Below are 26,069 nucleotides of genomic sequence, written 5' to 3'. Positions count from 1 at the left end.
AATACTGTGCTTGTGGCAGTGGAGGTTGTCACTTCTTCCCCCTGAACTACCGGATAAGCGGGTCGCGAAATCTCGCGAAACTTTCATCGGTATCGACCCATCGCAGGCGGGTGCCTGAAATGGGCGGCCGCGCGCCCGTCGAGCCCACACGTTTGATCAGCCGCAAGCGCGCCGTAATCACTGCTCACGGGCTCGCAATGGCGAGTACACTGGAAATGCCCTAGAAGCAGGAGAATGCGATGATCGACGCTGGCCCCCAAAGCACCTTCCGAGGGCTGCCGCTGACCGTGGAGCAGGACGCGGAGGTGAGGCACTACATCAAGGATCGGACTCGGCGTGGGCTGCCATGGGACACGCCGGAGCTGAGCGCGATGCTCAAGGACATGCTGCAGCCCCCGGGCGACGGTGACGGCGATGGCGATCGTGATGGCGACGGTGATTTTGCGTCCCCGGCAGACGAAGCCAGAGCGGCCGCCGAGCGCGCGACGGCCTCCGTCGACGATGAGATGGACCCCATCGAGGCGAATGAGGAGTGGCATGCGGCCATGGAGTCGGAGGGCATGAAAGGGCCCAGACGATAACAGCGGAGCAGCGACGCTCCGAACTCCCGCAGCGCCGCATACGAGGAATGCGCGCCGGATGCCAGGCGTTTCAGGAAACGCGCGTTGTATCGGAGCGTACACAGCGGGAATGCCGACGCGCGCGGCGATCCCATTGAGAGACCCCCGATACGCAATCCATCGGTTCCCAGGTAATTCCGGGCAAAGTCCATCGCGCCACCCCATGTCGCGTGGCGCCAGCGGAACTGCGAGCCGCATCTCGTCGCGTGGCGCCCGGCAGCGGGCGCCCTGTCAGTGCCTGATTACACAGACGGCGACGATTTCGTATCCGGGGTCGGCATGCACGTGCGCGGCCTTTTCCGCTTCCTCATACGAACCAAACGACGTGGCATCCTCAACCGCCGGTGCCATGCCGATATCGCCATCCTCGGCGGTGCAGAGGAACTGCTCGCCGGTCTTCACGACGTAGACGGACAACATGATTCCCTCCATCGTGTGCAGGGGGGAATTCCAGTCTAGCAGGCCAGAAAAGGGGCGCAGGTGGTTCGCTGAGTCCTTTTCGCGAGATCTGCGACAGGACCGAAAAGCCGGGCACAATACCCGCATGCAAAATCCAGACCTCGAACAGCTCGTCACCGTCATCATGCCCTTCGGGAAATACAAAGGCCGGCTGATTGCCGACCTGCCCGGGCCTTACCTCAATTGGCTGGCGCGCGAAGGGTTTCCGCGCGGAGAAATCGGGCGGCAGCTCGCGCTGATGCACGAGATCGACCACAACGGCCTGCGGGACTTGCTGGCGCCGTTGCGCAAACGCGGATAGCGCCAGTCGGGGGCGAATGTCCCGGGCCCCCGCATCGGTCGTCCGTGATCGACAACTACCACCGCGTTTCAACCCCACCTGCCATGCGGGGCGAATGCTCGCATGCGACCCCGTCCGTGGCCCGCATGCACCTGGCGTGTCGCCGATGCTGACATAGAATAGAAAACAGTCCCTTGTGGACGCGTTGATGGCAAGAAAAGGGGTGCCAACATGAGACGCCTTTATTTCCTCGTACCCGATACCCAGATGGCGAAGGCCATCGTCGACGATCTATTGCGCGCACGTATCGTCTGGCGCCATATCCACGTTCTCGCCGACCACAGCGTCACACTCGATCAGTTGCCCGAAGCATCGTTGCTGCAAAGCAGCGATGTCGTGCATGCGCTCGAGCGCGGCGTCGCGCTCGGCGGCGCGGCCGGTGCGCTGATCGGCCTCGTCGCGCTCGTCTTTCCGCCGGCGGAGCTCGTGATCGCGGGCGGCGCCGTCGTCGGCTTGACGCTGGCCGGCGCGGGATTCGGGGCGTGGACCGCCGCGATGATCGGCATCGCCGAGCCGAACGCGCGACTCCAGCGATTTCGCGAGGCGATCCAGGCAGGCCAGATCCTGATCATGGCCGACGTGCCGGCATTGCGAGAGCAGGAAATCGAAGAAATGGTCGCCCAGCATTTTCCAAAGGCGGACCTGGAAGGCGCCGAACCGACGTCACCGATCTTCCCCTGACGCGCGACAGCAAGCCGGCCTGCCAGACACCCGGGGGCATCGACGCGTTGCGTCGAGCGCACGACCGCGACCGCAGGCCGCGCGTGGAGCGGGTCGCTCGCACGTTGCGCAGGCAACCCTGTCCGCCATCCCGAATCGCGCAAGAGACGCGGGTCCGACGCGCGTGACGCCTTCGGAACCGAAGTGCCGACGTCGAACGGTCGGCAAGGAGGTCGTATGGAACTGCACATTCAATCGCACCATTGGGAGCGGCGTACGCCCGACTGGGTCGCCGCTGCCGTGGCCGGTCTCGCGGGCGGCGCGCTGGTGATCGCGCTGGAATTCGTCTGGTCGACCCTGGTGCTCGGCTCGAGCCCGTGGCAACCGACCCACAAGATCGCGGCGATGGTGATGGGCCGCAGCGCGCTCGGCCAGATGACGCAATTCAACCTCGAAATCGTGGCGATGGCACTGCTGCTGCACTACGTGCTCGGCGCGATCATGGGGATGATGCTCGCCGCGATCATGGCGCCTTTCCGCCTCGATTCGAGCGTGGGCATGGAAGCCGCGATCGGGCTGGCGTTCGGGATCGTCGCGTATGGGTGGAACTTCTACGTGATGACGGCCGTGTTCCCGTGGTTCGTCTCCGAGCGCGGTTCCGGGCCCTTGCTGGCCAACCTGTTGTTCGGCGTGGTGGCGGCCATCACCTACGGCAGGCTGGAGCGATTGCGCAAGCAGAACGTGGACGACTGACCCATCGCGTTTCCCGCAGCGCCGCGCTTGAACACGCGGCGCCCGCGGGAGACACGGAACCCGGTGTCGGCGGTGCCGGTGAGTGAGATGCAGCGAGGCGGCCTATGGCCCTTGCGATTGCCCTGGTCCTGATCATCCTGTTGGCGGTGGGGTTTCACTTTGCCAGTCCGTGGTGGATCACGCCGATCGCGTCGAACTGGGTGCGCATGGACGACATGCTGACGATCACGCTCGTCATCACCGGCGCATTCTTCATCGCCATCAACCTGTTCATCGTGGTCGCCCTGGTGCGCTATCGCCACCGCAGCGGGCACCGTGCGGCCTACGAACCGCACAACCGGAAACTGGAATGGTGGCTGATCGGCCTGACCATCGTCGGCGTGGCGGCGTTGCTGGCGCCGGGCCTGTTCGTCTACGCGGACTACATCCGGCCGCCGCGCAACGCGCTGCAGATGGAGGTGCTCGGCCAGCAATGGCAATGGCGTTTCCGCTTCGCCGGGCCCGGCGGCAAGCTGGGCACGACCGACGTGCGCTACATCAGCAACGACAACCCGTTCGGCCTGAACCCCGCCGACCCGAACGGCCGTGACAACTACCTGATCGACAGTCCCGAGGTGCACTTGCCGCTCAACCGGCCGGTCCAGGTCCTGACCCGGTCGCGCGACGTGCTGCACGACTTCTACGTCCCGCCGTTCCGGGCACGGATGAACATGGTGCCGGGCATGGTGACCACCTTCTGGTTCACGCCGACCCAGGCGGGGCGCTACGACATCCTGTGCGCGCAGCTCTGCGGGATCGGGCATGCCGGCATGCGCGGCGTGGTGGTGGTGGAAGACGAAGCCGCGTTCTCGCGCTGGCTGGCGCAGCAGACCACGTTCGCGCAGCAGCAGATGGCCCACGTGCAGGCCGCGCCGGCCGCCGCGGGCGGCAGCGCGCAGGCGCTGGCCAACCTGGGCAAGACGCTCGCGGCGGCCAAGGGCTGCGTCGCCTGCCATACCGTGGACGGCAGCCCGCTCGTGGGCCCGACCTGGAAGGGCCTGTACGGCAAGACCGAAACGATGGCCGACGGCAGCACCGCGAAGGTGGACGAAGCCTATCTGCGCGCGTTCATCCGCAATCCGACGGCCCGCGTCGTGAAGGGCTTCTCGCCGATCATGCCGCACTTCGACCTGAGCGAGCAGGAACTGAGCGCGCTGGTGGCCTACATCAAGGCGCAAGGCGGGACGGCCGCCAGCACCGCGGCCCAGCCCTAGCGGAACGGACGAAGCAGACGGAGCACACGCCATGACCTACGCGCACACCGACCACGTCCCGCACAGCTTCTGGACCCGCTATGTGTGGAGCCAGGACCACAAGGTCATCGCCGTGCAGTACGCGCTGACGGCCATCGCGATCGGCCTGGTCGGCCTCGTCCTGTCGGACCTGATGCGGCTGCAGCTCGGCTTTCCGGGCAAGTTCGCGTTCATCGACGCGAACCACTACTACCAGTTCGTCACCATGCACGGGATGATCATGGTGATCTACCTGCTGACGGCGCTGTTCCTGGGCGGCTTCGGCAACTACCTGATCCCGCTGATGCTGGGCGCGCGCGACATGGTGTTCCCGTTTCTCAACATGCTGAGCTACTGGGTCTACCTGCTGGCCGTGCTGGTGCTGGTGGCGAGCTTCTTCGTGCCGGGCGGGCCGACCGGCGCGGGCTGGACGCTGTATCCGCCGCAGGCGATCCTGCCGGGCACGCCGGGCGTGGAATGGGGCATCGTGCTGATGCTCGTGTCGCTGGCGATCTTCATCGTCGCGGCGACGATGGGCGGCCTGAACTACGTGACCACCACGCTGCAGGCACGCACGCGCGGCATGACGCTGATGCGCATGCCGCTCACGGTGTGGGGCATCTTCATCGCGACCATCATGGCGCTGCTGGCGTTTCCGGCGCTGTTCGTGTCGGCGGTGATGATGCTGTTCGACCGGACGCTCGGCACCAGTTTCTTCATCCCGGCCGTGGTGTCGATGGGGCAGACGCTCAAGCATGCCGGCGGCAGCCCGCTGCTGTTCCAGCACCTGTTCTGGTTCTTCGGGCATCCGGAGGTCTACATCGTCGCGCTGCCGGCCTTCGGCATCGCGTCGGACCTCATCAGCACGCACGCGCGCAAGAGCATCTTCGGCTACCGGATGATGGTATGGGCGATCGTAATCATCGGCGCGCTGAGCTTCGTGGTCTGGGCGCACCACATGTTCATCGCGGGCATGAATCCGTACTTCGGCTTCTTCTTCGCCACCACGACGCTCATCATCGCCGTCCCGACCGCCCTCAAGGTCTACAACTGGGTGCTGACGCTGTGGCGCGGCGATATCCACCTGACCGTGCCGATGCTGTTCGCGATCGCCTTCGTCAGCACCTTCGTGCTGGGCGGGCTGACCGGGCTCTACCTCGGCAACGTCAGCGTGGACATCCCGCTGTCGAACACGTATTTCGTGGTCGCGCACTTTCATATGGTGATGGCCGTGTCGCCGATCCTCGTGGTGTTCGGCGGCCTGTATCACTGGTACCCGAAGGTGACCGGCCGCCTGCTCGACGACACGCTCGGGCGCGCGCACTTCTGGATTACCTTCGTCGGCACCTATGCGATCTATTTCCCGATGCACTATCTCGGCATCCTGGGGATGCCGCGGCGGTATTACGCATATCAGGGCTACAGCTTCATTCCGCATTCGGCGCAGACGCTCAACACGTTCATCACGATCGTCGCGCTGATCGTCGCGGCGGCGCAGCTGCTGTTCCTGTTCAACCTCGCGTGGAGCCTCCGACACGGCCGGCGTGCGGACGGCAACCCGTGGCGGGCCACCACGCTCGAATGGCAGACGCCGCAAACGCCGCCCGTGCACGGCAACTGGGGGCCGACGCTTCCCGTCGTCTACCGCTGGGCGTACGAATACAGTCCGCCGGGGCAGGCGGAAGACTTCGTGCCGCAAAACCAGCCGCCCGCGACGGTGCCCGAACCCGCGGCGGCCCACCCGACGCTCCACCCCGGCGAGACACACAAATGACCACGCTGCCGCGCCCCTTCGTTCCCGATGCGCCACCCGGCCTGCCGAATGCGGGCCGCACCGGCCTGGCCGTGTTCATGGCGGTGGCGACGACGCTGTTCTCGCTGCTGCTGTTCGCCTATGCGATGCGCATGCGCGAACCCGACTGGCAGCCGATCCCGCATCCGGCGCTGCTGTGGTGGAACTCCGGCGCGCTGGCGCTGGCCAGCATCGCGATGCAGCGCGCCCGGCGGATAGGCCCGTACCGCACGGTGTGGCTGGTAGCCGGCGGCGTGCTGGCGGCCGTGTTCGTGATCGGGCAACTGGTTGCGTGGCAGATGCTGTCGGCAGCCGGGGAGACCGTCACCGTCAATCCGTCCAACAGCTTCCTCTACCTGCTCACCGGCCTGCACGGAGTGCATGTGCTGGGCGGGCTGGCGGCGTGGGGCGTGACGATCGTGCAGCTCCGGCGCGCGGACCCGTTCCGGGCCCAACGGGCCATCGCACTGTGCGCGCGCTACTGGCATTTCCTGCTCGCGGTCTGGCTCGTGTTGCTGGCGGCGATGTGGTGGCTGACCCCCGGGATCGTCGCTGCCGTCTGCGGGCCGCTATATGGAGTCGCGCCATGACCGCGCCGACGGCCCACACCGAATCCGCTGCCGAATCGTCCGCGGTGCCGCCCGTCGACGCGCGGCCCGACGGCTGGCGCGGCATCGTCACCGACTGGTCGTCCGACCGCGAAGCCTTCAGGGTGCCGTGGGGCAAGGCGATGATGTGGATCTTCCTGCTGTCGGACACCTTCGTCTTCAGCAGCTTCCTGATCGGCTACATGACGGTGCGCATGTCGACCACCGCACCGTGGCCCGATACCGCGAAAGTGTTCGGGCTCAGCGTGGGCGGCGTGGAAGTGCCGTTGCTGCTGATTGCGATCATGACGTTCACGCTGATCAGCAGCAGCGGCACGATGGCGATGGCCGTCAACTTCGGCTACCGGCGCAACGCACGGCCGGCTGCCGCGTTGTTGCTGACGACCGCGCTGCTGGGCGCGACCTTCGTGTCGCTGCAGGCGTTCGAATGGAGCAACCTGATCTTTCATGAAGGCATCCGCCCGTGGGGCAACCCGCTGGGCGCGGCGCAGTTCGGCGCGTGCTTCTTCACGATCACCGGGTTCCACGGCTTTCACGTGACCTGCGGCGTGATCTACCTGCTGCTGATCGCGCGCAAAATCCTGCAGCCGGGATTCACCGAACACGGCAACTTCCAGATCGTCGAGATCGCCGGGCTGTACTGGCACTTCGTCGATCTGGTGTGGGTGTTCATCTTCGCGCTGTTCTATTTGTGGTGAGGCAGCCATGGAGCACACCGATCCCGCCGATCGACCCGACGCCGCGCACGGCCAGCAGCATCCGATCGGCCTCTACCTGAAGATCTGGGGCCTGCTGTTCGTGCTGAGCACGTTGTCGTACCTGGTCGACTACTTCAACGTGCAGGGCCTGATGCGCTGGGTGCTGATCGTCGTGCTGATGATCGCGAAGGCCGGGCTGATCGTGTCGATCTTCATGCACATGATGTGGGAGCGGCTGGCGCTCGTGTACGCGATCCTGATCCCGCCGCTGTGCCTGCTCGTGCTCATGGTGCTGATGGCGGCGGAAGCGCATCACACGTTCGGGATGCGGGAGCTGTTCTTTCGCTGATTACAGCGTCGATCGTGCGTCGGCGTGATGGGCGCGATGCGCACGCGATCGACGGGCGCTGTTTCGGAGCGGATGGCGTCGCGTCATCCGGGAACGGCGCATTCCGGACATCCGTTCACGCAAACCTGAAGGGAGGATTCCATGAAATTTTCACGCCGACGTTTCATTGCAGTCACCACCGTGCTGGCCTCCGCGCTCGCCGTCGGACGCCGCGCGACGGCGGCGGATGCCGGTGCCGGTGTCGTGCAGGAAACCGATGCGAATGCCCAGGCGCTCGGCTACAAGGCGGATGCCGGCCGCGTCGATCATGCGAAGTACCCGAAATTCCACGCGGGCGACGCCTGTGCGAATTGCCAGTTCTTCCAGGGCAAGGCCGGCGCCACGACGGGGGCGTGCGCGATTTTCGGCGGCAAGCAGGTCAATGCGAAAGGCTGGTGCAACAGTTATACGAAGAAGGCGTAGCGAGGGAGGGATGGGCTGGCGGCCGTGCAACCGAAACGCCGTTGTCGCCGGGGGTGTCGCCCGCGAATATCGTCCCGTCAGCGAGCATGCAGAACGACGACGTCCGGATCGGCCACGGGCGCCATGGCGAACGCCGACGCGATGCGCCGGATCGAGCACATACAATGTGAGCATCCGCCGGCCTGCGCGTCACCCTGACTTCGGTGACGCGCAGGCCGATCCCACCGCGATCCTCCAAGGCCACCATGGAAATCAAATGGATCGAGGATTTCCTCGCCCTCGCTCAGTATCAAAGCTTTTCCCGGGCAGCGGAGTTCCGCAACGTCACGCAGTCGGGTTTCAGCCGCCGCATCCAGTCGCTCGAACAGTGGATCGGGGCCGAACTGATCGATCGCAGCAGCTTTCCGCCGGTGCTGACGCCGGCGGGCCGCCTGTTTCGCGAGACGGCCGAGGATGTGCTCAGCCGCCTGTTCGACACGCGCGCCATCATCCGCACCGAGCAGCGGATCGCCGGCAAGAGCCTGCAGATCGCCGCGGGCCACACGATCGCGCTGAGTTTCCTGCCGGTCTGGCTCAAGGCGCTCGCGCCGCATTTCGGCGAAGTGCGGGCGCGCGTGATTCCGACCAATGTCCATGATTCGATCCTGATGCTCGTCAACGGCAATTGCGAGCTCATGTTTGCGTATCACCATCCGGAACTGCCGCTCCATCTCGACCCGGCGAAGTATGAGCACCTGACCGTGGGCCTCGATACGTTGATGCCGGCATGCAGGCCCAACCGTCGATCGGCGCCGGCCTTTCGTCTTCCCGGGACGAAGCAGCATCCGCTGCCGCTGATTTCCTATACGGAAACCAGCTACTTCGGGCGATGCCTCGCGCTGCTGCTCGGTCGCGCACCGGATGCGCCGGCCTTGCAACTGCACTACGAATCCGACATGGCCGAGGTGCTGAAGAAACTCGTGATGGAAGGCGAGGGTGTCGCGTGGCTGCCCCGGAGCGCGATCGCGGCGGAACTGGCCGCCGGCGAACTCGTGCCGGCCGGGCCGGCGGCGTGGAACCTCGACGTCGAACTGCGCGTATATCGCGACGTGTCCAATCGGAGTGAATTCCTGGACACGCTCTGGCAGCACCTGCGCGCGGCGCCTTCGCGGCTCGGCTGAGTCAGGGTTTTCCCGCCTTATGCGGCGCTCGCATACCGCCATGTCGCACCGGCATCACGGTTTTATCGACGGTCCCTACCATTCGTTCCAACGGCAGATGTGATGCGTGACCCGCGTCGCGCTGCCTGCATCGCAGCGGCGGCCTGCCTTCCGGCGGCCGGGTGCCACCACGGACGGATGGACATGAAAAATCGCCTTACCTTAAGCATCGCAGTCGGCATGATTCTCGGTGTCGTCGCCGGCTATCTCTGCCACACCCACATCGCGGACCCGGGCGCGCTCAAGACGATCGCCGGCTATTTCTCGATCGTCACCGACATCTTCCTGCGCCTGATCAAGATGATCATCGCGCCGCTGGTGTTCGTGACGCTCGTGTCGGGCCTGGCCGGCATGGATGGCGGCGAGGACGTCGGGCGCATCGGCCTGCGCTCGATCGGGTGGTTCATCTGCGCGTCGCTGATTTCGCTGAGTCTGGGCCTCGTCATGGCCAATGCGCTGCAGCCGGGCGCCGGCCTGAACCTCACGGCAACCGCCGGCGAGGTCAATACCGGCTTGAATACGGCCGCGCTGAACGCCCGGGACGTGATCACGCATGCGTTCCCGACCAGCCTGCTCGACGCGATGGCGCGCAACGACATCCTGCAGATCCTGGTGTTCTCGGTCTTTCTCGGCGTCGCGCTGAGTGCGCTGAAGCACGACAAGCGCGTCGGCGTCGTGATCCAGTCGATCGACGGGATGGTGCCGGTGATGCTGCGCCTGACGAACTACGTGATGCGCGCGGCGCCGCTCGGCGTATTCGGTGCGATCGCGTCGTCGGTCACGCTGCGCGGGCTCGACGTGATCTACACGTATGGAAAGCTGATCGGCGCGTTCTATCTCGGCTTGCTCGTCCTCTGGATGATCCTGATCGGCGTCGGCCATGCGTTTCTCGGGCGACGCGTCGTGAGCCTGCTGAAGGCCGTGCGCGAACCCGCGCTGATCGCCTTCTCGACCGCGAGCAGCGAGGCCGCCTATCCGCGGCTGACCGAGCAGCTCGAGAAGTTCGGCGTCGACAAGAAGGTGGTGGGCTTCACGTTGCCGCTGGGTTACGCATTCAATCTCGACGGTTCGATGATGTACCAGGCATTTGCCGCCCTCTTCATCGCCCAGGCGTTCGGCGTGCACATGCCGCTGTCGGAGCAGGTGTTCATGCTGCTGGTGCTGATGTTGAGCAGCAAGGGCATGGCGAGCGTGCCGCGCGGCTCGGTGGTCGTGGTCGCGGCGGTCGCGCCGATGTTTCATCTGCCGGCGGCCGGCGTCGCGATGGTTCTCGCGATCGACCAGATCCTCGACATGGGGCGCACGATGACGAACGTGATCGGCAACAGCGTGGCGACGGCAGTGATCGCGAAGTGGGAGGGCCGGCGAGCCGTGAAGTCGAACGGCGCCGTATTCGACGAGCCGGAGCTGAATGCATGATGGGCACGGACAGCGTGAACACCCGAAGAAAATTCGGCGTAGTCGGCGGCCTCGGGCCGCTGGGCAGCGCCGACGTGTTCTTCAAGATGGTGAAGGCGACGCCGGCGTCTTCCGACGATGAGCATGTCGAAGCGATTTTCGAGCAATACCCGTTCAATGGCGCGGGGTCGGGCAGTGCCGCGACCATCGAACGCAAGCTGTACGTGTTCGACATGATCCGGGCGTTCGAGGCGCGTGGGGTGACGACGGTCGTGCTCCCGTGTTTCCTGAGCCACACGTTCATCGACGAGTTGAAGGCGAATACGAGGTTGCCAATCGTGGATATCGTCGAAGCCGTTCGCAGCCATGTGCAACGCAAGTATCCCGACGCGACACGCATTGGCGTGCTGGCTTCCGACTATCTGCGGGAAAAACGGCTCTTCGATGCGTATTTCCCGTCGCCGCCATTCGACATCGTCTATCCGTGTTCGTACGATGGCGTCGATCTCGTGACGGAAGCCGTCTACGGTGCCGACGGCATCAAGCGCGGCAATCTCGGGGGCCGTCCGGTCGAGCTGTTGCGCCGCGCTTGCGAGGACCTGGTTGATCAGGGCGTGCAGGTCATCGTCCCGGGGCTGACCGAGATTGCGCTGGTCGCGGATGAAATCGGTCCGTTGCCGGTGCCGTTGATCGATTCGAATCTCGCCTACGCGCAGTACGCGGTATCGGCGCCGCTCGGCTCCCGTGCATCGACGTTCAAGATCGGCGTGGTCGGCGGCGTGGGTCCGGCCGCGACGGTCGATTTCCTGGACAAGATCGTGCGCAACACGCCGGCGGCGCGCGACCAGGACCATATCAAGCTGCTGGTTGAACAGAATCCGCAAATCCCCGATCGAACCGAGAATCTCGTGGGTGCCGGCGTGGACCCGACGATCGCCTTGTACGCGACCTGCAAGAAGCTCGAGGACGGCGATGCGGACGTCATCGCGATTCCGTGCAATACCGCGCATGCATTCGTCGAGCGGATTCAGCCGTATCTCGACATTCCGATCGTCAACATGCTGACCGTCACGGTCGCTCACTTGCGCGACACCTACCCGGCGCTACGCGAGGTCGGTGTACTGGCGACGTCCGGCACGATCGAAAGCGGCGTGTATGAAAAGGCGCTGGCGCAGCAAGGACTCCGGCAAGTCGCGCCCGCACCGGCGTTGCAGGCGCGCGTGATGGAAGCGATCTACGGAAAGGCGGGGGTCAAGGCGGGCTTCACGGCCGGACAGTGCAAGGAAGATATCGACGCTGCCGTCGACGCGTTGATTGCCGACGGCGTGAACGTGATCGTGCTCGGATGTACCGAGCTGCCGATCCTGCTGCCGGGGGGCGAATACCTCGCCCGAAACGGTGGGCGGGCGACGCTGGTCGACCCGACCGACGTGCTGGCGCGCGCGTGTATAGCCCATGCGACAGCGGGAGGGGGTTGATTCGGCTTCTGTCCGGATCGGGCGTCGATGACGTGGCCGAGGCGTTGTTTGTGCACCTCGGCGCGAAGTCATGTTCTGCCAGCGTCGACGGCACTCGGCCCGGCCGCGCGCGTGATGAACGGGTGTCCCGAGGCGGGCGCGGAGGCGTAATCCTTGAACGACGAAAAGGCGTAGTTCAGCAACTGCTCCGCACCCGATATTCTTGCGGCCGCAGTGGGCGCGCCGAGGACTACCGCGAACACCCGGCGCGTCATCGCCGGCGCTTGTTGCGGCCGGCTCGCGGTCGCGACGATGCAATACCCAGCGGCCGCGGTGTGCCCCGTCTTCAGGCCGTCCACAGACGGATCCCTGACCAGCAGCCAGTTCTTGTTGCGCTTTTCGAATTTTCCGTACGCGAAGTGTTGCTTCGACGAGTAGCCGTAGTATTCCGGGAAGTCCACCGTGAGACGGCGTGCCAGCGTGGACAGATCGCGAGCGGTCGAATGGTTGCCCGGCGTCGTGATGCCGGATGGCGTGGTGAAACGCGTGTGCTGCATGCCGATTTGTCGTGCCGTATCGTTCATCAACTGCTCGAAGGCGGCAAGCGAGCCGCCGACTCGTTTCGCCAGCACCAGCGCCGCGTCGTTCGCCGACGCGACGATCAGGCCCTGCACCAGGTTCCTGACGGTGACGCGCTGTCCTGGGACCAGATACATACGGGCTTCGTCGCTGCCGACTTCCGCCACATCGGACACACCGACCGTCACTTTCTCGTCCTGGTCCAGGGTTCCGTCGCGCAATGCACGCAGGACGATATACGCGGTCATGAGCTTGGTGAGCGACGCGGGCTGACGCTCCGCGTCCGCATCGTGCTCGGCCAGGATCTGTCCGGATTCGCCGTCGACGACGAGCCACGATGCGGCTTGAATGGTCGGTGGTACGGGCGCGGGCGCGGCTTCGGCAAGCGCCGTCGAACATGCGGTGATGCAAGCCAGCAACAGGGGTAAGCGGAGGGAGCGGAATCGTCGGGTCGTACGCCAAATAACCTGCATGGAAATGTGAGCCGTGAGGGATAGGGCTGATCGGGTGTCGAGCGGATGGATCGACGGGGAAGCGTCGATTGCGACGCGGCGCGACAGGATGTGCGGACGCCGATCATAAGGGATGACGTGACACGCGCGATGCCGTGTCGGCATCGCGTGATGCGTGTGCGGCATACGGCCGGGATGCGTGAGCCGTATGCCGTAGCAACGTATATGCCGAGCGGCGTTCAGCGTGCGCTGTCGATGATCGAGCCGCCGTCCGGCGTGAGGCTGTAGCCCGTCAGGAACTGCGCGTCCTCGCTGGCGAGGAACAGGACAACCGGCGCGATGTCATCGTCGGGTGTGCCGAAACGCCCAAGCGGGTTGGTCGGCGGCGGTACGTCGGCACGCTCGCCCCACGTTTGTGCCAACGGCAGCACGTTGTTGACCGTGAACCGGTCGGCGGCCCATTCGCGTGCGGCGGTTCTCGTCAGTGCGCGCACCGCTTCCTTCGCCATGTTGTACGGACCGTACCCCGCGAGGCCCATGACGCCGGCCATCGATCCGAAGTTGATCACGCGGCCGGCGCCGCTCGCTTTCAGATGCGGGTAGGCCGCTTGCATCGTCCGGAGGTACGCGATGGGTCCGAGATCGAAATTGCGTTGCAGTTTCTCCACCGACAAATCGGTGATCGACGAAAACGGCGCGGATGGATCGAACGCATTGTTCACGAGGATGTCGATGCCGCCGCAGGTCGTGGCAACTTTGTCGACGGCCGCGTTGATCTGGTCGGCACTGCCGAGATCGCAAGGGATGCCGAGCGCACGGCCGCCAGCGGCCTCGATGTCGGCCACGACCGAATCGACGTTGGCCGGCGTGAGCGACACGACTGCTACCGTTGCGCCTTCGGCAGCGAACCGTTTCGCGGTGGCGCGTCCGATTCCCCGGCCGGCGCCCGTGACGATGGCGATTTTCCCGCTGAGTCGGGCCATGGTGTTCTCCTTTAGGTGATGATCGCGTGACCCGTTGTCGCGGCGACGCCATCCGGTGACGGGATGTCGCGTGCTTCGTTCTGCGTGGTGAATGAAACGACGAGACAGATGAGGGCGACCGCTGCCGGCAGCGCGCCGCGCGGCTTGCGAACACCGACGTGCGCCAGTCCGGAAAGCAGCAAGTGATAGAAGACGCCCGCGTACGCGAGATCGCTGAGCGGCACGCTGACACGGGCCAGGATGGCCGCGACGGCGCCGATCTTGGCGACGGTCAGGAGCGGCACGAGATACGCGGGATAGCCGAATCCGACGAGGATTTTTCGGACGCGATCGCGCTTGACGATATAGAGCGTCGCGGACGTGAGATAGAGCAGCGACAGCAAAGCGGTGCTGGTCCAGTATGCGAAATTTTCAGCCATTTGTTGCGGGTTCCTGAGTTTCGTCGATGTCGACTTGGCACAAGAATGTCGTCTAAGATGAAAGCCCGCAAGTAGGATGATTTTCTGTCTGCAGGTATGGAAAAGATGACTAATGACGCCGACGAAGTGAACATGCACGACGAAATGCGGCGCGCATTCTCGCTGCTTTCCGGAAAGTGGAAGCTGGAGATCATGTGGCTGCTCAACCAGCGCGTTTATCGATTCGGTGAACTACGAAAATCGATTCCCGGCATCACGCAGCACATGCTGACTGCGCAGTTGCGCGAGCTGGAAGCGGACGGCTTGATTACCCGCACGGTGTTCGCGGAAGTGCCGCCGCGCGTCGAATACGACATCACCGAAAAGGCGCGCGGCCTCGGGCCGACGATAGAGGCGCTGACGGCGTGGTGGAACGAGTATGGGCGCACCGTGCCGGTCAAGCTGCCGGGGCGCGGACGCAAGACCAGTCCCGCCAAGGCGAAGCTGGGGTGATCTGGCGCGTTCCCCGGCATTCGCGGAACACGTGGGAACAACCTGAAGAATCCTGGTCTCGCCGGCACGCTGACCGGGCTCGCGCTTGTTGCTAGCGGGTAGGACAATGGTCGGGGCAAGTACCGTGATGAAATGCGTAACCCCGCAAACCGTCACATTACGCGGGCCTTGTCGAGTCGCTCGAACGGCTTTCTCCGATAGGTGAATGACGATCGCATGCCAACGCTTTCAACGGGCACGTCACGTCTGTTTCCCGGAAACTCGAGTCAATGATGAAGCAGCGGGAACGCCACGAGTCCAATGACGGCGGCTGCAGTCACGATCACCGGTTCCTGGAGCTTCTTGAAGCGCCACAGCAGCAGCACGGTTGCGACGGCGAGCAGCGCGGTCGGGATATCGACGATCGATCGCTTCGCGATAACGAGAACCGAGCCCGTGATCGCGCCGACGGCCGCCGCCGTGATGCCGTTCACGAACGCCTTGACGGCCGGCCGGTGCCCGTATTTCTTCACGTAAGGCGCGGGAATGACCGTGAACAGATAGCAAGGCAGGAACGTGCCGAGAGAAGCGACGAGTGCGCCCGGGAATCCCGCGACCAGATATCCGATGAAGCCGACGGTGATCACGACCGGGCCGGGCGTGATCATCGCGACCGCGACGGCATCCACGAACTGCTTGTCGTTCAGCCAGTGATGCTCGGTGACGACGCCGCCATAGAGGAACGGCACGATCGCGAGCCCGGAGCCGAACACGAACGCACCTGCCTTCATGAAGAAGGCACCGATCTGAACGAGCTGCGGTAAATCGATGCCGCTCAGCCACCCGCTAGCCGCGGGAAGATGGGCAGCGGCAACGGCATTCAGGCCACCCTTGTGCAGCCACTTCGGTGGAGCACGCCACAGCCAGCCGATCAGGCCGGCGGCGACGAACAGCCACGCGATTTCCGATTCCGTGATGAAGGTCACCGCAGCCAGGGTCAGGAAGATCGCCCAAAGGAGCTTGTCGTTGCCGACGGTCTTGGTCGTGAGCTTGTACGCGCTCATCGCGATGATGCCGACCACCGCGGCGCCGACGCCGTAGAAGACGGCCTGCATCCACGACAGCCCGCCGAAATGCGCGTACGCGAACCCGAGCGCGACCACCATCAGGAACGACGGCAGCACGAACGCGAAACCGACCAGCGTCGCGCCGAGGAGGCGGTAGTGGACGAAGCCGAGATAGATCGCCAACTGGGCCGCCATCGGCCCCGGTGCGAGCTGGGCCAGCGTAAGGCCTTCCTTGTAGTCGGCCTCCGTGATCCAGCCGCGACGCTCGACCAGGTCGCGACGCATGTAGCCCGCGAGCGCGACCGGCCCGCCGAAACCCAAGGTGCCGAGACGCAGCATGTAGGCGACCAGCTCGCCCAGCGAGTAGGTCGGTTCGGTGGTGGCGACGGTAGTGGTCATGATCTGGCCGTGGTCTGGTTTTTGCCATTCGACGTGAAGTGCGCATACAGGGCGTCGAGCACGGCGCTCATCTGTTCGAGCAACTGATCGTCGTTTTCCGTGCGCTGGCGCATGCCGGCCATCACGGCCTCGAAGCCCACCGCTTCGGGCGCGGCGGGGCCGCCTACGTCGAGCGCGTGCACGATCTCGCCGAGCCGCATCAGCGCGGCGTCGTTTTCGAGCCCGAAACTGGCGAGTAGCACCTCGAATGTCACGCGCTCGCCGACGTGCGTGAACGTTGCACCGTCGAAATCGAAACCGAGCGCATCAACCGGGCAATCCGCCGGCGCTGCAAGCCAGATGAAGCGGGCGCGCGTGTCGATGAATCGGTGGATCAACCATGCACTCGCGACGCGATCGACCCACATCCGCTGCCGCGTCGCCCACGTGCGACCTTGGTACTCGCCAATCGCCAGCGGGCGAATGGCGCGGTCCGCGGCGTGCGGCTCGCCCGGCGACAGCACGGTGTCGACCAGCGCGACGAAATCCTGCAGCGCGACTTCGGCGCGGGTGGCCGAATCGCCCGGGAAATAGTCGATCGCCCGGATGGCGTCGAAATCCTTGCGCAGGCGACGCAGCAGGCGGGTGAGTTCGGTGGGGGACTGCCCGGCCAGTGTCTTGCGCGCGTCGATGAGGGTTCGCGTGAAGGCCGCGTAGTCGTCGCCGCGGTCGAACAGCGCGCGGAATTCCTGTTCCTGTGACGCGTCGAGACTGGGCGCGCGCAGCAGGTGGGCCGTGCCGCCGCTCTCGGCGATCGCGTCCGCGAGTTCGCGCAGGGTCGCTTCATGCTCTCCGGTGTACGGCAGCAGGTAGATGCCGTCGCGCAGCACCGCGCACCCCTTCGCCTTCAGCGCACGCCAGAACCGCATGCGGGCCGTCGCGTTTTCTGTCGGAAGGGTCAGAACCAGGAGTGACCAGATCGATAAAGTGTTCATGTAGCAAATGCTACTAATGCGTCACAACTTCTACAAGTTAACTTTTCGAGCGCTGCACACGGGGAGGGCTGCACCCGTCGTCAGCCGGCGACGGGGGATTCGAATGGTGGGCGGGACGCGTCCATTACCGCTGCGAACCAGCATGCGCCCGGTCGCCTGTTCGGCAGGCGCCGTCGCGCAAGCGAGACGTGGGGAAGGGGGAATCAGGAGTGGGGGATCGATCGGCGTGACTGCCGCGCACGCAGACACCCCTGCCGGTGCGACGGCATGAACGCTTTCTTGGTGCGGTACGTGCGGTAAACGTGCGCGGCGAGGCGTTTATTCCTGGGGTCCGGCTGCATCGGACGGACAGCAGCGACCGAAGGTGAAATCCGTGCGATCCGAGATTTCAGGGTGCCCGTCATCGCGCCATGCCGCTCCGGCAGGCGTCTCGCCCCCTCGCCAGCCGCCTGCCCATGACGGCGCCAGGGTCGTCATGGAAAACTGTATGAATATACAGTATAGTGTCCGTCGCAATCGAGCCGCACACGTGCAACCGTTGCGGCCCGTGCGCCGCGCCTGCGGGCATCCGCCGCAGCGTTCCGGCACCGAGCACTCTGGCTAACTCATTCAGACGGGCAGGCAAATTGTCATCCAGCAATCTGATCCGCATTCGCGGAGCACGTCAGCACAACCTCAAGAATCTCGATCTCGACCTGCGTACCGGCGAGATGACGGTCGTCACCGGCCCGTCGGGCTCCGGCAAGTCCAGCCTCGTGTTCGACACGCTGTACGCGGAAGGCCAGCGGCGCTACGTCGAGACGTTCAGCGCGTACGCGCGGCAGTTCCTCGACCGGATGGACCGCCCGCAGGTCGAACGTGTCGACGGCGTGCCGCCGGCCATCGCGATCGACCAGACCAACCCGGTGCGCAGCTCGCGCTCGACCGTCGGCACGATGACCGAGCTGAACGATCACCTGAAGCTGCTGTACGCGCGCGCGGCCGAGCTGTTCGACCGCAAGACCGCGCGGCAGGTGCGGCACGACACGCCGGAGACGATCTACGCGGAGCTCGTCGCGCGCACGCAGGCGGACGATCCGCGCGTCGTCGTCACGTTCCCGGTCGAGCTGCCGGAAGCGGTGTCCGACGAAGAAATCGCGCAGTGGCTGTCGGCGAGCGGCTATACGCGCGTGCAGGCGCAGCGCGAGGTCGCGTCGCCCACCGGGCCGCGCAAGGTGCTCGACGTGGTGGCCGACCGCTTCCGCGTGCAGGGCGCCGACAAGGTGCGCGTGGTCGAGGCGATCGAGGCGTCGCTGAAGCGCGGCGGCGGGCGCGTGAACGTCTATGTGCTGCCGGCCGACGCCGGGAACGCGGTTGCCGAGCCGCAGGTATGGCGCTTCTCCACCGGGCTCCACGATCCCGACAGCGACCTGCGCTACGCGGAGCCGCAGGCGGCGCTGTTCTCGTTCAATTCGGCATACGGCGCATGCGAAACCTGCCGCGGCTTCGGCCGCGTGATCGGTGTCGATCTCGGCCTCGTGATCCCCGACGCGCGCAAGACGCTGCGCGGCGGCGCGATCAAGCCGATGCAGACCCCGGCCTGGAAGGAGTGCCAGGACGACCTGATGCGCTACGCGGCGAAAGCCGGCATCCCGCGCGACACGCCGTGGTCCGAGCTGTCGGACGCCGAGCGCGACTGGGTCGTCAACGGGTCGCCGGACTGGAACGGCAAGTGGCAGAGCCAGTGGTACGGCGTGAAGCGCTTCTTCGGCTATCTCGAGTCGAAAGCGTACAAGATGCATATCCGCGTGCTGCTGTCGAAATACCGCAGCTACACGCCGTGTGACGTGTGCGGCGGCGCGCGCCTGAAGACGGAATCGCTGCAATGGCGGCTCGGGTCGAAAGAAAATGCAGACGGCGTGCTCGCGCCGGCCGGCCGCTTCATGCCGCGCGGCGTCGACTGGAGTCGCGCGCAGCTCGAAGCGCTGCCGGGCCTCACCGTGCACGACCTGATGCTGCTGCCGATCGAGCGCATTCGCCGCTTCTTCGACGACATCACGCTGCCGAGCGCGCTGCTCGACGATGCGCTGAAGCTGCTGCTCGCCGAGGTGCGCACGCGCCTGAAATACCTGTGCGACGTGGGGCTCGGCTACCTGACGCTCGACCGGCAGAGCCGCACGCTGTCGGGCGGCGAGGTGCAGCGGATCAACCTGACGACGGCGCTCGGCACGTCGCTCACGAAAACCCTGTTCGTGCTCGACGAACCGAGCATCGGCCTGCATCCGCGCGACCTCACGCGGATCGTCGAGGCGATGCAGCGGCTGCGCGACGCGGGCAATACGCTGGTCGTGGTCGAACACGATCCGTCGGTGATGCTCGCGGCCGACCGGCTGATCGACATGGGGCCCGGCCCGGGCGAGCGCGGCGGCACGATCGTCTACGACGGCACGCCGGGCGACATCCGCTCCGCGCATACGCTGACGGGCGAGTATCTCGGCGGCCGCAAGCATGTCGCGCATGCGTCGAACTGGGCGCGCCGGGTGGTCGACGCGAACACGCCGCGCATCGTGCTCGAAGGTGCGAGCGAACACAACCTGCGCGACGTGACCGTCGAGATCCCGCTGCAGCGGCTCGTCTGCGTGACGGGCGTGTCGGGGTCCGGCAAATCCACGCTGCTGCAGGACGTGCTCTATCCGGCGATGGCGCGGCACCACGGCAAGGCGACCGAGTCGCCGGGCGCGTATCGCAGCCTCACGGGCGCCGACCAGGTCGGCGACGTCGTGTTCGTCGACCAGTCGCCGATCGGCAAGACCACGCGGTCGAACCCGGCGAGCTACGTCGGCGCGTTCGACGAGATCCGCAAGCTGTTCGCGAAGGCGCCGCTCGCGCTGCAACGCGGCTATGGCGCCGGCACGTTCAGCTTCAACTCGGGCGACGGCCGGTGCCCGACCTGCGGCGGCTCGGGCTTCGAGCACATCGAGATGCAGTTCCTGAGCGACGTCTACCTGCGTTGCCCGGATTGCGACGGCAGCCGCTACCGCGCCGAGATTCTCGAAGTGCGCATCGAGCGCAACGGCCGTGCGCTGAGCATCGCCGACGTGCTCGATCTCACCGTCAGCGAAGCGGCCGCGTTCTTCGCGACCGACGCCGAGGTGCTGCGCGTGCTGCAGCCGATCGTCGACGTCGGCCTCGAATACGTGAAGCTCGGCCAGCCGGTGCCGACGCTGTCGGGCGGCGAAGCGCAGCGGCTGAAGCTGGCCGGCTTCCTCGCCGAATCGGCGGCGGCCGTCAATGGGCGCCGGGTCGTCACGGAAGAAGCGCGCATCGCGCGGGCGAAGCTGTTCATGTTCGACGAGCCGACCACCGGGCTGCACTTCGACGACATCGCGAAGCTGATGCAGGCGTTCGGCAAGCTGCTCGCGGCCGGCCATTCGCTGATCGTGATCGAGCACAACCTCGACGTGATCCGTGCGGCCGACTGGCTGATCGATCTCGGCCCGGAAGGCGGCGACGGCGGCGGCCTCGTGCTGTGCGCGGGTACGCCCGACGACGTGAAGGCCTGCGCCGAATCGCATACCGGCGTGGCGCTGCTGCAGTACGACCGCGCAATGGATGCCGAGCTGGCGCTCGCCGACGAAGGCAAGCCGCTGCAGGCCGTGCTGAACGCGGCGCGCGAGCGGCGTGCGATCGAAGGCGAAGACGTCGTGCGGATCGTCAATGCGCGCGAACACAACCTGAAGGCGCTCGACGTCGACATCCCGCACGGCAAGTTCAACGTGATCACCGGGGTGTCGGGTTCCGGCAAGTCGACGCTCGCGTTCGACATCCTGTTCCACGAAGGCCAGCGCCGTTACCTCGAATCGCTGAACGCGTATGCACGCTCGATCGTGCAGCCGGCCGGCCGCCCTGAAGTCGATGCGGTGTACGGCATTCCGCCGACCGTCGCGATCGAGCAGCGGCTGTCGCGCGGCGGGCGCAAGAGCACGGTCGCGACCACGTCCGAAGTCTGGCACTTCCTGCGGCTGCTGTACGTGAAGCTCGGCCTGCAGCATTGCATCCACGACGGCACGCCCGTCACGTCGCAATCCGTCGAATCGATCGCCGCGCAGTTGCTGCGCGATCATCGCGGCGAGCACGTCGGGCTGCTCGCGCCGCTCGTCGTCAACCGCAAGGGCGTGTATACGGATCTCGCGAAGTGGGCGAAGGCGCGCGGCAGCACGCATCTGCGCGTCGATGGCGAGTTCGTGCCGGTCGATCCGTGGCCGAAGCTCGACCGCTTCCGCGAGCATACGATCGAGCTGCCGGTGGCCGATATCGTCGTGTCGCCGGACCACGAGGCCGAATTGCGGCGCGTGCTCGACGAGACGCTCGAGCTTGGCAAGGGCGTGATGCATCTGCTCGCGCCGCTCGATGGGCTGCACCACGCGATGCAGAACGATCATTCGACCGCGCGGGTCGGCACGGTCAAGGTGCTGTCGGTCAAGCGCGCGTGCCCGGTGTGCGGCACGAGCTACCCGGAGCTGGACCCGCGGATGTTCTCGTACAACAGCAAGCATGGCTGGTGCACGACTTGCGTCGGCACCGGCGTCACGCTCACGCGCGAACAGCGCGCCGCGTATGACGACACGGTGCTCGCCGGCGATGATCGCGGCCGCGAGCAGACGCTGCCGTCGGACGAGCAGGAGCCGGAAGGCGTGGGCAACGAGCCGTGCCCGGATTGCCACGGCACGCGGCTGAACCCGTCCGCGCGCGCGGTCACCTTCGACGCGCATCCGATCGTCGAGGTCGCGCAATGGACGGTGTCCGACACGCGCCGCTGGATCGACGGGCTGGAACTGACGGGGCGCGACGCGCAGATCGCACGCGACATCGTCAGCGAGATCGGCAGCCGCCTCGCGTTTCTCGAGGAAGTCGGGCTTGGTTACCTGAGCCTCGATCGCGCGGCGCCGAGCCTGTCGGGCGGCGAAGCGCAGCGCATCCGGCTCGCCGCGCAGCTCGGCAGCAACCTGCAGGGCGTCTGCTACGTGCTCGACGAACCGACGATCGGCCTGCATCCGCGCGACAACCAGATCCTGCTGGACGCGCTGCGCAAGCTCGGCGACAAGGGCAATACGCTCGTCGTCGTCGAGCATGACGAGGACACGATCCGCCGCGCCGATCACATCATCGATGTCGGCCCGGGCGCCGGCAAGCGCGGCGGCACGCTGGTCGCGCAGGGCGCGGTCGCGGATCTGGCCGCGCAGTCCGATTCGGTCACGGGGCGCCTGCTCGCGCAGCCGATGACGCACCCGCTGCAGCCGCGCCGCAGCGTGAGCCTGCCGGGCAAGCAGGGCGGCGCCGCGGTGCCGGAGGCCTGGCTGACCGTGCATGGCGCGCGGCTGCACAACCTGCGTGACGTCACGGTCGGCATTCCGCTCGCGCGGCTCGTCGCGGTGACGGGCGTGAGCGGCTCGGGCAAGTCGACGCTCGCGCGCGACGTGCTGATGACGAACCTGCTCGACGCGGTCGGCCGCTCGGTACTGTCGTCGCCGGCCACGCGCCGCGCACGCAAGGCCGCGCAGCAGGACGCGCCGGCCACCAACCGCCGTTCGAGCGTGCTCGCGCGCAGCGCGCCGAGGCCGTCGCTGAACGTCACGCATGCGTGGCAGGGCTGCGAATCGCTGAGCGGCTGGGAGCAGATCGACCGCGTGCTGGAAGTCGACCAGACGCCGATCGGCAAGACGCCGCGCTCGTGCCCGGCCACCTATATCGGCGTGTGGGACACGATCCGCAAGCTGTTCGCCGATACGCTCGAAGCGCGGGCGCGCGGCTACACGGCGTCGCGCTTCTCGTTCAATACCGGCGACGGGCGCTGCCCCGCATGTGAAGGGCAAGGCGTGCGCACGATCGGGATGAGCTTCCTGCCCGACGTGAAGGTGCCGTGCGACGTGTGCCACGGGCAGCGCTTCAACCCGGAGACGCTTGCCGTCACGTGGCGCGGCCGGAACATCGGCGACGTGCTGACGATGGAGATCGACGAGGCGGTGGAATTCTTCGCGCCGATCTCGAACATCGCGCATCCGCTGCAGCTGATGAAGGATGTCGGGCTCGGGTACCTGACGCTCGGCCAGCCGTCGCCGACGCTGTCGGGCGGCGAGGCGCAGCGCATCAAGCTCGTCACCGAGCTGACGAAGGTGCGCGACGACATCACGCGGCGCGGCCAGAAGGCGCCGCACACGCTGTACGTGCTCGACGAACCGACGGTCGGCCTGCACATGGCCGACGTCGCGAAGCTGATTCGCGTGCTGCACCGGCTCGTCGATGCGGGGCACAGCGTCGTCGTGATCGAGCATGACCTCGACGTGATCGCGGAAGCCGACTGGATCATCGATCTCGGGCCGGAAGGCGGCGTGGGCGGCGGCACGATCGTCGCGGCGGCGCCGCCGGAAGCGCTCGCGCAGGTGAGCGCAAGCCACACCGGGCAGGCGCTCAAGCCGGTGCTGGCGCGAACGGGGTCGGACGAAGGCGAAGCCGAGCGCGAGGGCGAAGCGCGAGTAGGGTGAGCGCGACGCTGCGTCTCGACGGCTCCGGTGCCGGGCGGTGAGTTCCCCCAGCTGACTTGCCAGCGGCTGGGGGGCACCGCGATCCGGCTCATGCACCCCTCGTCGAGGGGTGTTTTCTTTTGGTGCCGCGACATGCGCCCGGCCGACCGGTTGCGTCCATTGTTAATCCGGCTCGAATAGAGAGTTGGAAGCAGGGGGATAAGAGAAAGCGCGCCCGATGGTTAGGATGAGTGCCGTTGTCCGGCGGACGATCTCCCGATCGTCCCATCATTCTCGAACGCATCAGGAGTGCAATCTTGGCGACCTATATCGTCTTCACGCATGAAAGCACGCAGGATCAGCAGGAACTCGATCTCTACCAGGACAAGGTCGGCGCGACGACCGCCGGCCACCCGTTGAAGGTGCTGGCCGCGTATGGCCCGCAGGAAACGCTCGAGGGCGACGGCCCGGAAGGGGTGGTGATCGTCGAGTTTCCGTCCAGGGACGCCGCGCACGCATGGTATGGCAGCCCGGCATACCAGGCCATCGTTCCGCACCGCTTCAAGGGCGCACGCTTTCGGGCCGTGCTGGTCGAAGGCGTTTGACGGGGCGTGAGTCTCTTGTCGACCGTCGCGGCGAGTCTGCCTCCGGCGTGACGGTCGTGTCGCTGTTCAAGGCCTAGCTGGGTTTCCCGGCCGCACTGTCACGCAAGGTGTTGAAGCGCGAGCCGTCGGCGCCGTATCGCCCGGGCGCCCCGATTTCGCCGGTCGATCCCGACGCGGTGCACGCAGGCCGAGGCCGCGTGCGCGCAACCGCTCGACGACCGCCAACGGGCGTCGAACCGCCCAGCCTCGATCGCGCATTCCATTATGGATGCGCGCGTCATATCCATAGAAGAAATGACCGCAACGGGTCAGTCGCACGTTCTCCATAATCGACGACGCATGTGAAGTCGTCAGTCCCTTCCACGCTTTCTCGTGACCGCTTGAATCCGATGGGCTCGACCTTTTCGAGGTCGAGCGCGATGTCTCATTTCCTTTCGATTTTCGACTGATTGCGAAGGACACGAAAGTGAGCAACGTACGCATTGATCATATTGCCTTCCTGACAGCGGGAAACTACCCCGGCGAAGACGCAGCGGAGGGATTCGAGCGAGCGCTCGACCTGTTCCACGCGGGCGAGGCGCTCGGCTACGACGGCGCCTGGATACGGCAACGCCATCTCGAGCGCGCCGTCTCGTCGGCCGCGACGTTTCTCGCGGCGGCGAGCCAGCGCACGACGCGGATCGGGTTGGGCGCGGCGGTCATCCAGATGGGATACGAGAATCCGTTCCGGCTGGCCGAGGACCTCGCCACCGTCGACGTGCTGTCGCGCGGGCGGCTCAACGTCGGGCTCAGCGCGGGCGCGCCGATTCACGGGGCGCTGCTGGGCGAACGGCTGTTCGACACCGATCCGGAACGGGTCGACTTCTCGCATGCCCGCGTGGCCCGGCTGCGCCGCAATCTGGCCGGCGACTGGCTCGGTGACGAAGACACGTTCGTGGAATCGGCTGCGGGCAAGGTCCGGCCGCGCGTGAGCCCCTTCGCACCGGGCTTGACGGGGCGGCTCTGGTACGGCGCGGGATCCGCGCGCTCGGCCGAATGGGCGGCCCGTAACGGCTTCAACTTGCTGATCGCCAACGTGACCACGGGCGAGGGCACCGACAATTATCTCGACGCCCAGTTGCGGCAACTGGCGCTGTATCGCGACCATTGGCATGAAGCCCACGCACCGCGTATCTCGCTGGGCCGTGTGATCGTCCCGACCGACAGCGCGAGCGCAAAAGAGCGCGAACGCTATCGCGCGTTTGCAGACGGGCGTCATGCCCGCACGCTGGCGCCGCAGGGCGAGCGACGCACGCTGTACGCGCCGGATCTGGTCGGCCCCTCGGACGAAATCCTGGAGCGGCTGCTGGCCGATCCGGTGGTCGGACAGGTGCGGGAACTGCGTGTCGAACTGCCCTACAACCTGCCGTTCGAGAACTATCTGCAGATCCTCGACGACGTCATCACGCGTATTGCACCGGCACTCGGCTGGCGTCCCGCCGATCGGCGCGAACAAGCGGCGGCCTGAGCGGCGGCGCGGGTGCGCACCGGTGGGGCGCGCCGCGCAGTAGCGAT

23 protein-coding genes and 1 pseudogene are annotated in these 26,069 nt (G+C 66.0%); 18 read left to right on the top strand and 6 right to left on the bottom strand.

Features of this window, described 5'->3' with window-relative positions; translation table 11 throughout:
• The first annotated feature begins 239 nt into the window (after positions 1-239).
• Positions 240-581: a hypothetical protein gene (locus CFB40_RS33945; RefSeq protein ID WP_089429799.1), complete on the top strand. Its 342-nt coding sequence runs from the start codon at positions 240-242 to the stop codon at positions 579-581.
• Positions 582-851: 270 nt separating this feature from the next.
• On the opposite strand, the gene CFB40_RS33940 is transcribed toward CFB40_RS33945, so the two are convergent.
• Positions 852-1,040, bottom strand: a complete 189-nt coding sequence (locus CFB40_RS33940) for a hypothetical protein (RefSeq protein ID WP_069250279.1) — start codon at positions 1,038-1,040, stop codon at positions 852-854.
• Between the two features lie 124 nt (positions 1,041-1,164).
• Between CFB40_RS33940 and CFB40_RS33935 the strand changes: the two genes are divergently transcribed.
• The 12 genes from CFB40_RS33935 (at position 1,165) to CFB40_RS33880 (ending at position 12,087) form a co-directional block, all read left to right on the top strand.
• On the top strand, positions 1,165-1,380 hold the full coding sequence (locus CFB40_RS33935) for a DUF3820 family protein (RefSeq protein ID WP_047853223.1): 216 nt from the start codon (positions 1,165-1,167) through the stop codon (positions 1,378-1,380).
• Between the two features lie 210 nt (positions 1,381-1,590).
• Positions 1,591-2,100: a DUF1269 domain-containing protein gene (locus CFB40_RS33930; protein ID WP_089429798.1), complete on the top strand. Its 510-nt coding sequence runs from the start codon at positions 1,591-1,593 to the stop codon at positions 2,098-2,100.
• A gap of 216 nt (positions 2,101-2,316) precedes the next feature.
• Positions 2,317-2,832 (top strand): hypothetical protein, encoded by a 516-nt coding sequence (locus tag CFB40_RS33925; RefSeq protein WP_089429797.1) that lies wholly within the window; start codon positions 2,317-2,319, stop codon positions 2,830-2,832.
• Between the two features lie 104 nt (positions 2,833-2,936).
• Positions 2,937-4,085 carry a c-type cytochrome gene (locus tag CFB40_RS33920; RefSeq protein ID WP_089433794.1) on the top strand — a complete coding sequence of 383 codons (1,149 nt, stop codon included), beginning with the start codon at positions 2,937-2,939 and terminating at the stop codon, positions 4,083-4,085.
• 31 nt (positions 4,086-4,116) lie between these two features.
• A complete protein-coding gene (ctaD, locus tag CFB40_RS33915; RefSeq protein WP_089433793.1) occupies positions 4,117-5,877 on the top strand; it encodes a cytochrome c oxidase subunit I in 1,761 nt (586 codons plus the stop codon).
• Entirely contained in the window at positions 5,874-6,485 is a 612-nt protein-coding gene (locus CFB40_RS33910) for a cytochrome c oxidase subunit 3 (protein ID WP_089433792.1), read from the top strand. Before ctaD ends, CFB40_RS33910 begins: the two co-directional genes overlap by 4 nt.
• Positions 6,482-7,201, top strand: coding sequence for a heme-copper oxidase subunit III family protein (locus CFB40_RS33905; protein ID WP_089433791.1), 720 nt, complete (start codon positions 6,482-6,484; stop codon positions 7,199-7,201). Before CFB40_RS33910 ends, CFB40_RS33905 begins: the two co-directional genes overlap by 4 nt.
• A gap of 7 nt (positions 7,202-7,208) precedes the next feature.
• On the top strand, positions 7,209-7,550 hold the full coding sequence (locus CFB40_RS33900; RefSeq protein WP_089429792.1) for a cytochrome C oxidase subunit IV family protein: 342 nt from the start codon (positions 7,209-7,211) through the stop codon (positions 7,548-7,550).
• Between the two features lie 141 nt (positions 7,551-7,691).
• On the top strand, positions 7,692-8,012 hold the full coding sequence (locus CFB40_RS33895; RefSeq protein WP_089429791.1) for a high-potential iron-sulfur protein: 321 nt from the start codon (positions 7,692-7,694) through the stop codon (positions 8,010-8,012).
• 245 nt (positions 8,013-8,257) lie between these two features.
• Positions 8,258-9,172 (top strand): LysR substrate-binding domain-containing protein, encoded by a 915-nt coding sequence (locus tag CFB40_RS33890; protein WP_089433790.1) that lies wholly within the window; start codon positions 8,258-8,260, stop codon positions 9,170-9,172.
• A 183-nt stretch (positions 9,173-9,355) separates the two neighbouring features.
• A complete protein-coding gene (locus CFB40_RS33885; protein WP_089434025.1) occupies positions 9,356-10,630 on the top strand; it encodes a dicarboxylate/amino acid:cation symporter in 1,275 nt (424 codons plus the stop codon).
• Positions 10,627-12,087 carry an amino acid racemase gene (locus CFB40_RS33880; RefSeq protein WP_089433789.1) on the top strand — a complete coding sequence of 487 codons (1,461 nt, stop codon included), beginning with the start codon at positions 10,627-10,629 and terminating at the stop codon, positions 12,085-12,087. The genes CFB40_RS33885 and CFB40_RS33880 overlap by 4 nt, the downstream gene beginning before the upstream one ends.
• A gap of 68 nt (positions 12,088-12,155) precedes the next feature.
• Here CFB40_RS33880 and CFB40_RS33875 read toward each other — a convergent pair whose 3' ends face one another.
• The 3 genes from CFB40_RS33875 to CFB40_RS33865 form a co-directional block, all read right to left on the bottom strand.
• Positions 12,156-13,064: a D-alanyl-D-alanine carboxypeptidase family protein gene (locus tag CFB40_RS33875; RefSeq protein ID WP_256976958.1), complete on the bottom strand. Its 909-nt coding sequence runs from the start codon at positions 13,062-13,064 to the stop codon at positions 12,156-12,158.
• A gap of 272 nt (positions 13,065-13,336) precedes the next feature.
• Complete coding sequence (locus tag CFB40_RS33870) at positions 13,337-14,080, bottom strand: SDR family NAD(P)-dependent oxidoreductase (RefSeq protein WP_089433787.1); 744 nt, start codon at positions 14,078-14,080, stop codon at positions 13,337-13,339.
• Positions 14,081-14,091: 11 nt separating this feature from the next.
• A complete protein-coding gene (locus CFB40_RS33865; RefSeq protein WP_241025756.1) occupies positions 14,092-14,463 on the bottom strand; it encodes a DoxX family protein in 372 nt (123 codons plus the stop codon).
• A gap of 132 nt (positions 14,464-14,595) precedes the next feature.
• On the opposite strand from CFB40_RS33865, the gene CFB40_RS33860 reads away from it, so the two are divergent.
• Complete coding sequence (locus CFB40_RS33860) at positions 14,596-14,991, top strand: winged helix-turn-helix transcriptional regulator (RefSeq protein WP_089433785.1); 396 nt, start codon at positions 14,596-14,598, stop codon at positions 14,989-14,991.
• Between the two features lie 266 nt (positions 14,992-15,257).
• Here the strand turns inward: CFB40_RS33860 and CFB40_RS33855 are convergent, their stop codons facing one another.
• Both CFB40_RS33855 and CFB40_RS33850 read right to left on the bottom strand, forming a co-directional pair.
• Positions 15,258-16,436, bottom strand: coding sequence for a chromate transporter (locus CFB40_RS33855; protein WP_089433784.1), 1,179 nt, complete (start codon positions 16,434-16,436; stop codon positions 15,258-15,260).
• Positions 16,433-17,410 (bottom strand): chromate resistance protein ChrB domain-containing protein, encoded by a 978-nt coding sequence (locus CFB40_RS33850; protein ID WP_179255334.1) that lies wholly within the window; start codon positions 17,408-17,410, stop codon positions 16,433-16,435. The genes CFB40_RS33855 and CFB40_RS33850 overlap by 4 nt, the downstream gene beginning before the upstream one ends.
• A gap of 626 nt (positions 17,411-18,036) precedes the next feature.
• Here CFB40_RS33850 and uvrA point away from each other — a divergent pair.
• The 4 genes and pseudogenes from uvrA to CFB40_RS33825 all read left to right on the top strand — a co-directional run bounded on the left by uvrA (position 18,037) and on the right by CFB40_RS33825 (position 26,022).
• Entirely contained in the window at positions 18,037-23,931 is a 5,895-nt protein-coding gene (gene uvrA / locus CFB40_RS33840) for an excinuclease ABC subunit UvrA (RefSeq protein ID WP_089433781.1), read from the top strand.
• A 296-nt stretch (positions 23,932-24,227) separates the two neighbouring features.
• Positions 24,228-24,515, top strand: coding sequence for a DUF1330 domain-containing protein (locus tag CFB40_RS33835; protein WP_089429785.1), 288 nt, complete (start codon positions 24,228-24,230; stop codon positions 24,513-24,515).
• Positions 24,516-24,565: 50 nt separating this feature from the next.
• Positions 24,566-24,749, top strand: a pseudogene (locus CFB40_RS39305) (hypothetical protein); the annotation flags it as partial.
• Between the two features lie 232 nt (positions 24,750-24,981).
• Entirely contained in the window at positions 24,982-26,022 is a 1,041-nt protein-coding gene (locus CFB40_RS33825) for an LLM class flavin-dependent oxidoreductase (protein ID WP_089433780.1), read from the top strand.
• The last annotated feature ends 47 nt before the right edge of the window (positions 26,023-26,069 follow it).

It is taken from the genome of Burkholderia sp. AU31652, assembly GCF_002223155.1.
Classification (GTDB): Bacteria; Pseudomonadota; Gammaproteobacteria; order Burkholderiales; family Burkholderiaceae; genus Burkholderia.
The sequence above is the reverse complement of the archived record's forward strand: the minus strand, read 5'-3'. Positions and strand labels throughout refer to the sequence as shown.

Excerpts from the sequence above, each read along its gene's own strand:
- CFB40_RS33945 (WP_089429799.1), top strand. The coding sequence starts at position 240 with ATGATCGACGCTGGCCCCCAAAGCACCTTCCGAGGGCTGCCGCTGACC.
- CFB40_RS33940 (WP_069250279.1), bottom strand. The coding sequence starts at position 1,040 with ATGTTGTCCGTCTACGTCGTGAAGACCGGCGAGCAGTTCCTCTGCACC.
- CFB40_RS33935 (WP_047853223.1), top strand. The coding sequence starts at position 1,165 with ATGCAAAATCCAGACCTCGAACAGCTCGTCACCGTCATCATGCCCTTC.
- CFB40_RS33930 (WP_089429798.1), top strand. The coding sequence starts at position 1,591 with ATGAGACGCCTTTATTTCCTCGTACCCGATACCCAGATGGCGAAGGCC.
- CFB40_RS33925 (WP_089429797.1), top strand. The coding sequence starts at position 2,317 with ATGGAACTGCACATTCAATCGCACCATTGGGAGCGGCGTACGCCCGAC.
- CFB40_RS33920 (WP_089433794.1), top strand. The coding sequence starts at position 2,937 with ATGGCCCTTGCGATTGCCCTGGTCCTGATCATCCTGTTGGCGGTGGGG.
- ctaD (WP_089433793.1), top strand. The coding sequence starts at position 4,117 with ATGACCTACGCGCACACCGACCACGTCCCGCACAGCTTCTGGACCCGC.
- CFB40_RS33910 (WP_089433792.1), top strand. The coding sequence starts at position 5,874 with ATGACCACGCTGCCGCGCCCCTTCGTTCCCGATGCGCCACCCGGCCTG.
- CFB40_RS33905 (WP_089433791.1), top strand. The coding sequence starts at position 6,482 with ATGACCGCGCCGACGGCCCACACCGAATCCGCTGCCGAATCGTCCGCG.
- CFB40_RS33900 (WP_089429792.1), top strand. The coding sequence starts at position 7,209 with ATGGAGCACACCGATCCCGCCGATCGACCCGACGCCGCGCACGGCCAG.
- CFB40_RS33895 (WP_089429791.1), top strand. The coding sequence starts at position 7,692 with ATGAAATTTTCACGCCGACGTTTCATTGCAGTCACCACCGTGCTGGCC.
- CFB40_RS33890 (WP_089433790.1), top strand. The coding sequence starts at position 8,258 with ATGGAAATCAAATGGATCGAGGATTTCCTCGCCCTCGCTCAGTATCAA.
- CFB40_RS33885 (WP_089434025.1), top strand. The coding sequence starts at position 9,356 with ATGAAAAATCGCCTTACCTTAAGCATCGCAGTCGGCATGATTCTCGGT.
- CFB40_RS33880 (WP_089433789.1), top strand. The coding sequence starts at position 10,627 with ATGATGGGCACGGACAGCGTGAACACCCGAAGAAAATTCGGCGTAGTC.
- CFB40_RS33870 (WP_089433787.1), bottom strand. The coding sequence starts at position 14,080 with ATGGCCCGACTCAGCGGGAAAATCGCCATCGTCACGGGCGCCGGCCGG.
- CFB40_RS33860 (WP_089433785.1), top strand. The coding sequence starts at position 14,596 with ATGGAAAAGATGACTAATGACGCCGACGAAGTGAACATGCACGACGAA.
- CFB40_RS33855 (WP_089433784.1), bottom strand. The coding sequence starts at position 16,436 with ATGACCACTACCGTCGCCACCACCGAACCGACCTACTCGCTGGGCGAG.
- CFB40_RS33850 (WP_179255334.1), bottom strand. The coding sequence starts at position 17,410 with ATGAACACTTTATCGATCTGGTCACTCCTGGTTCTGACCCTTCCGACA.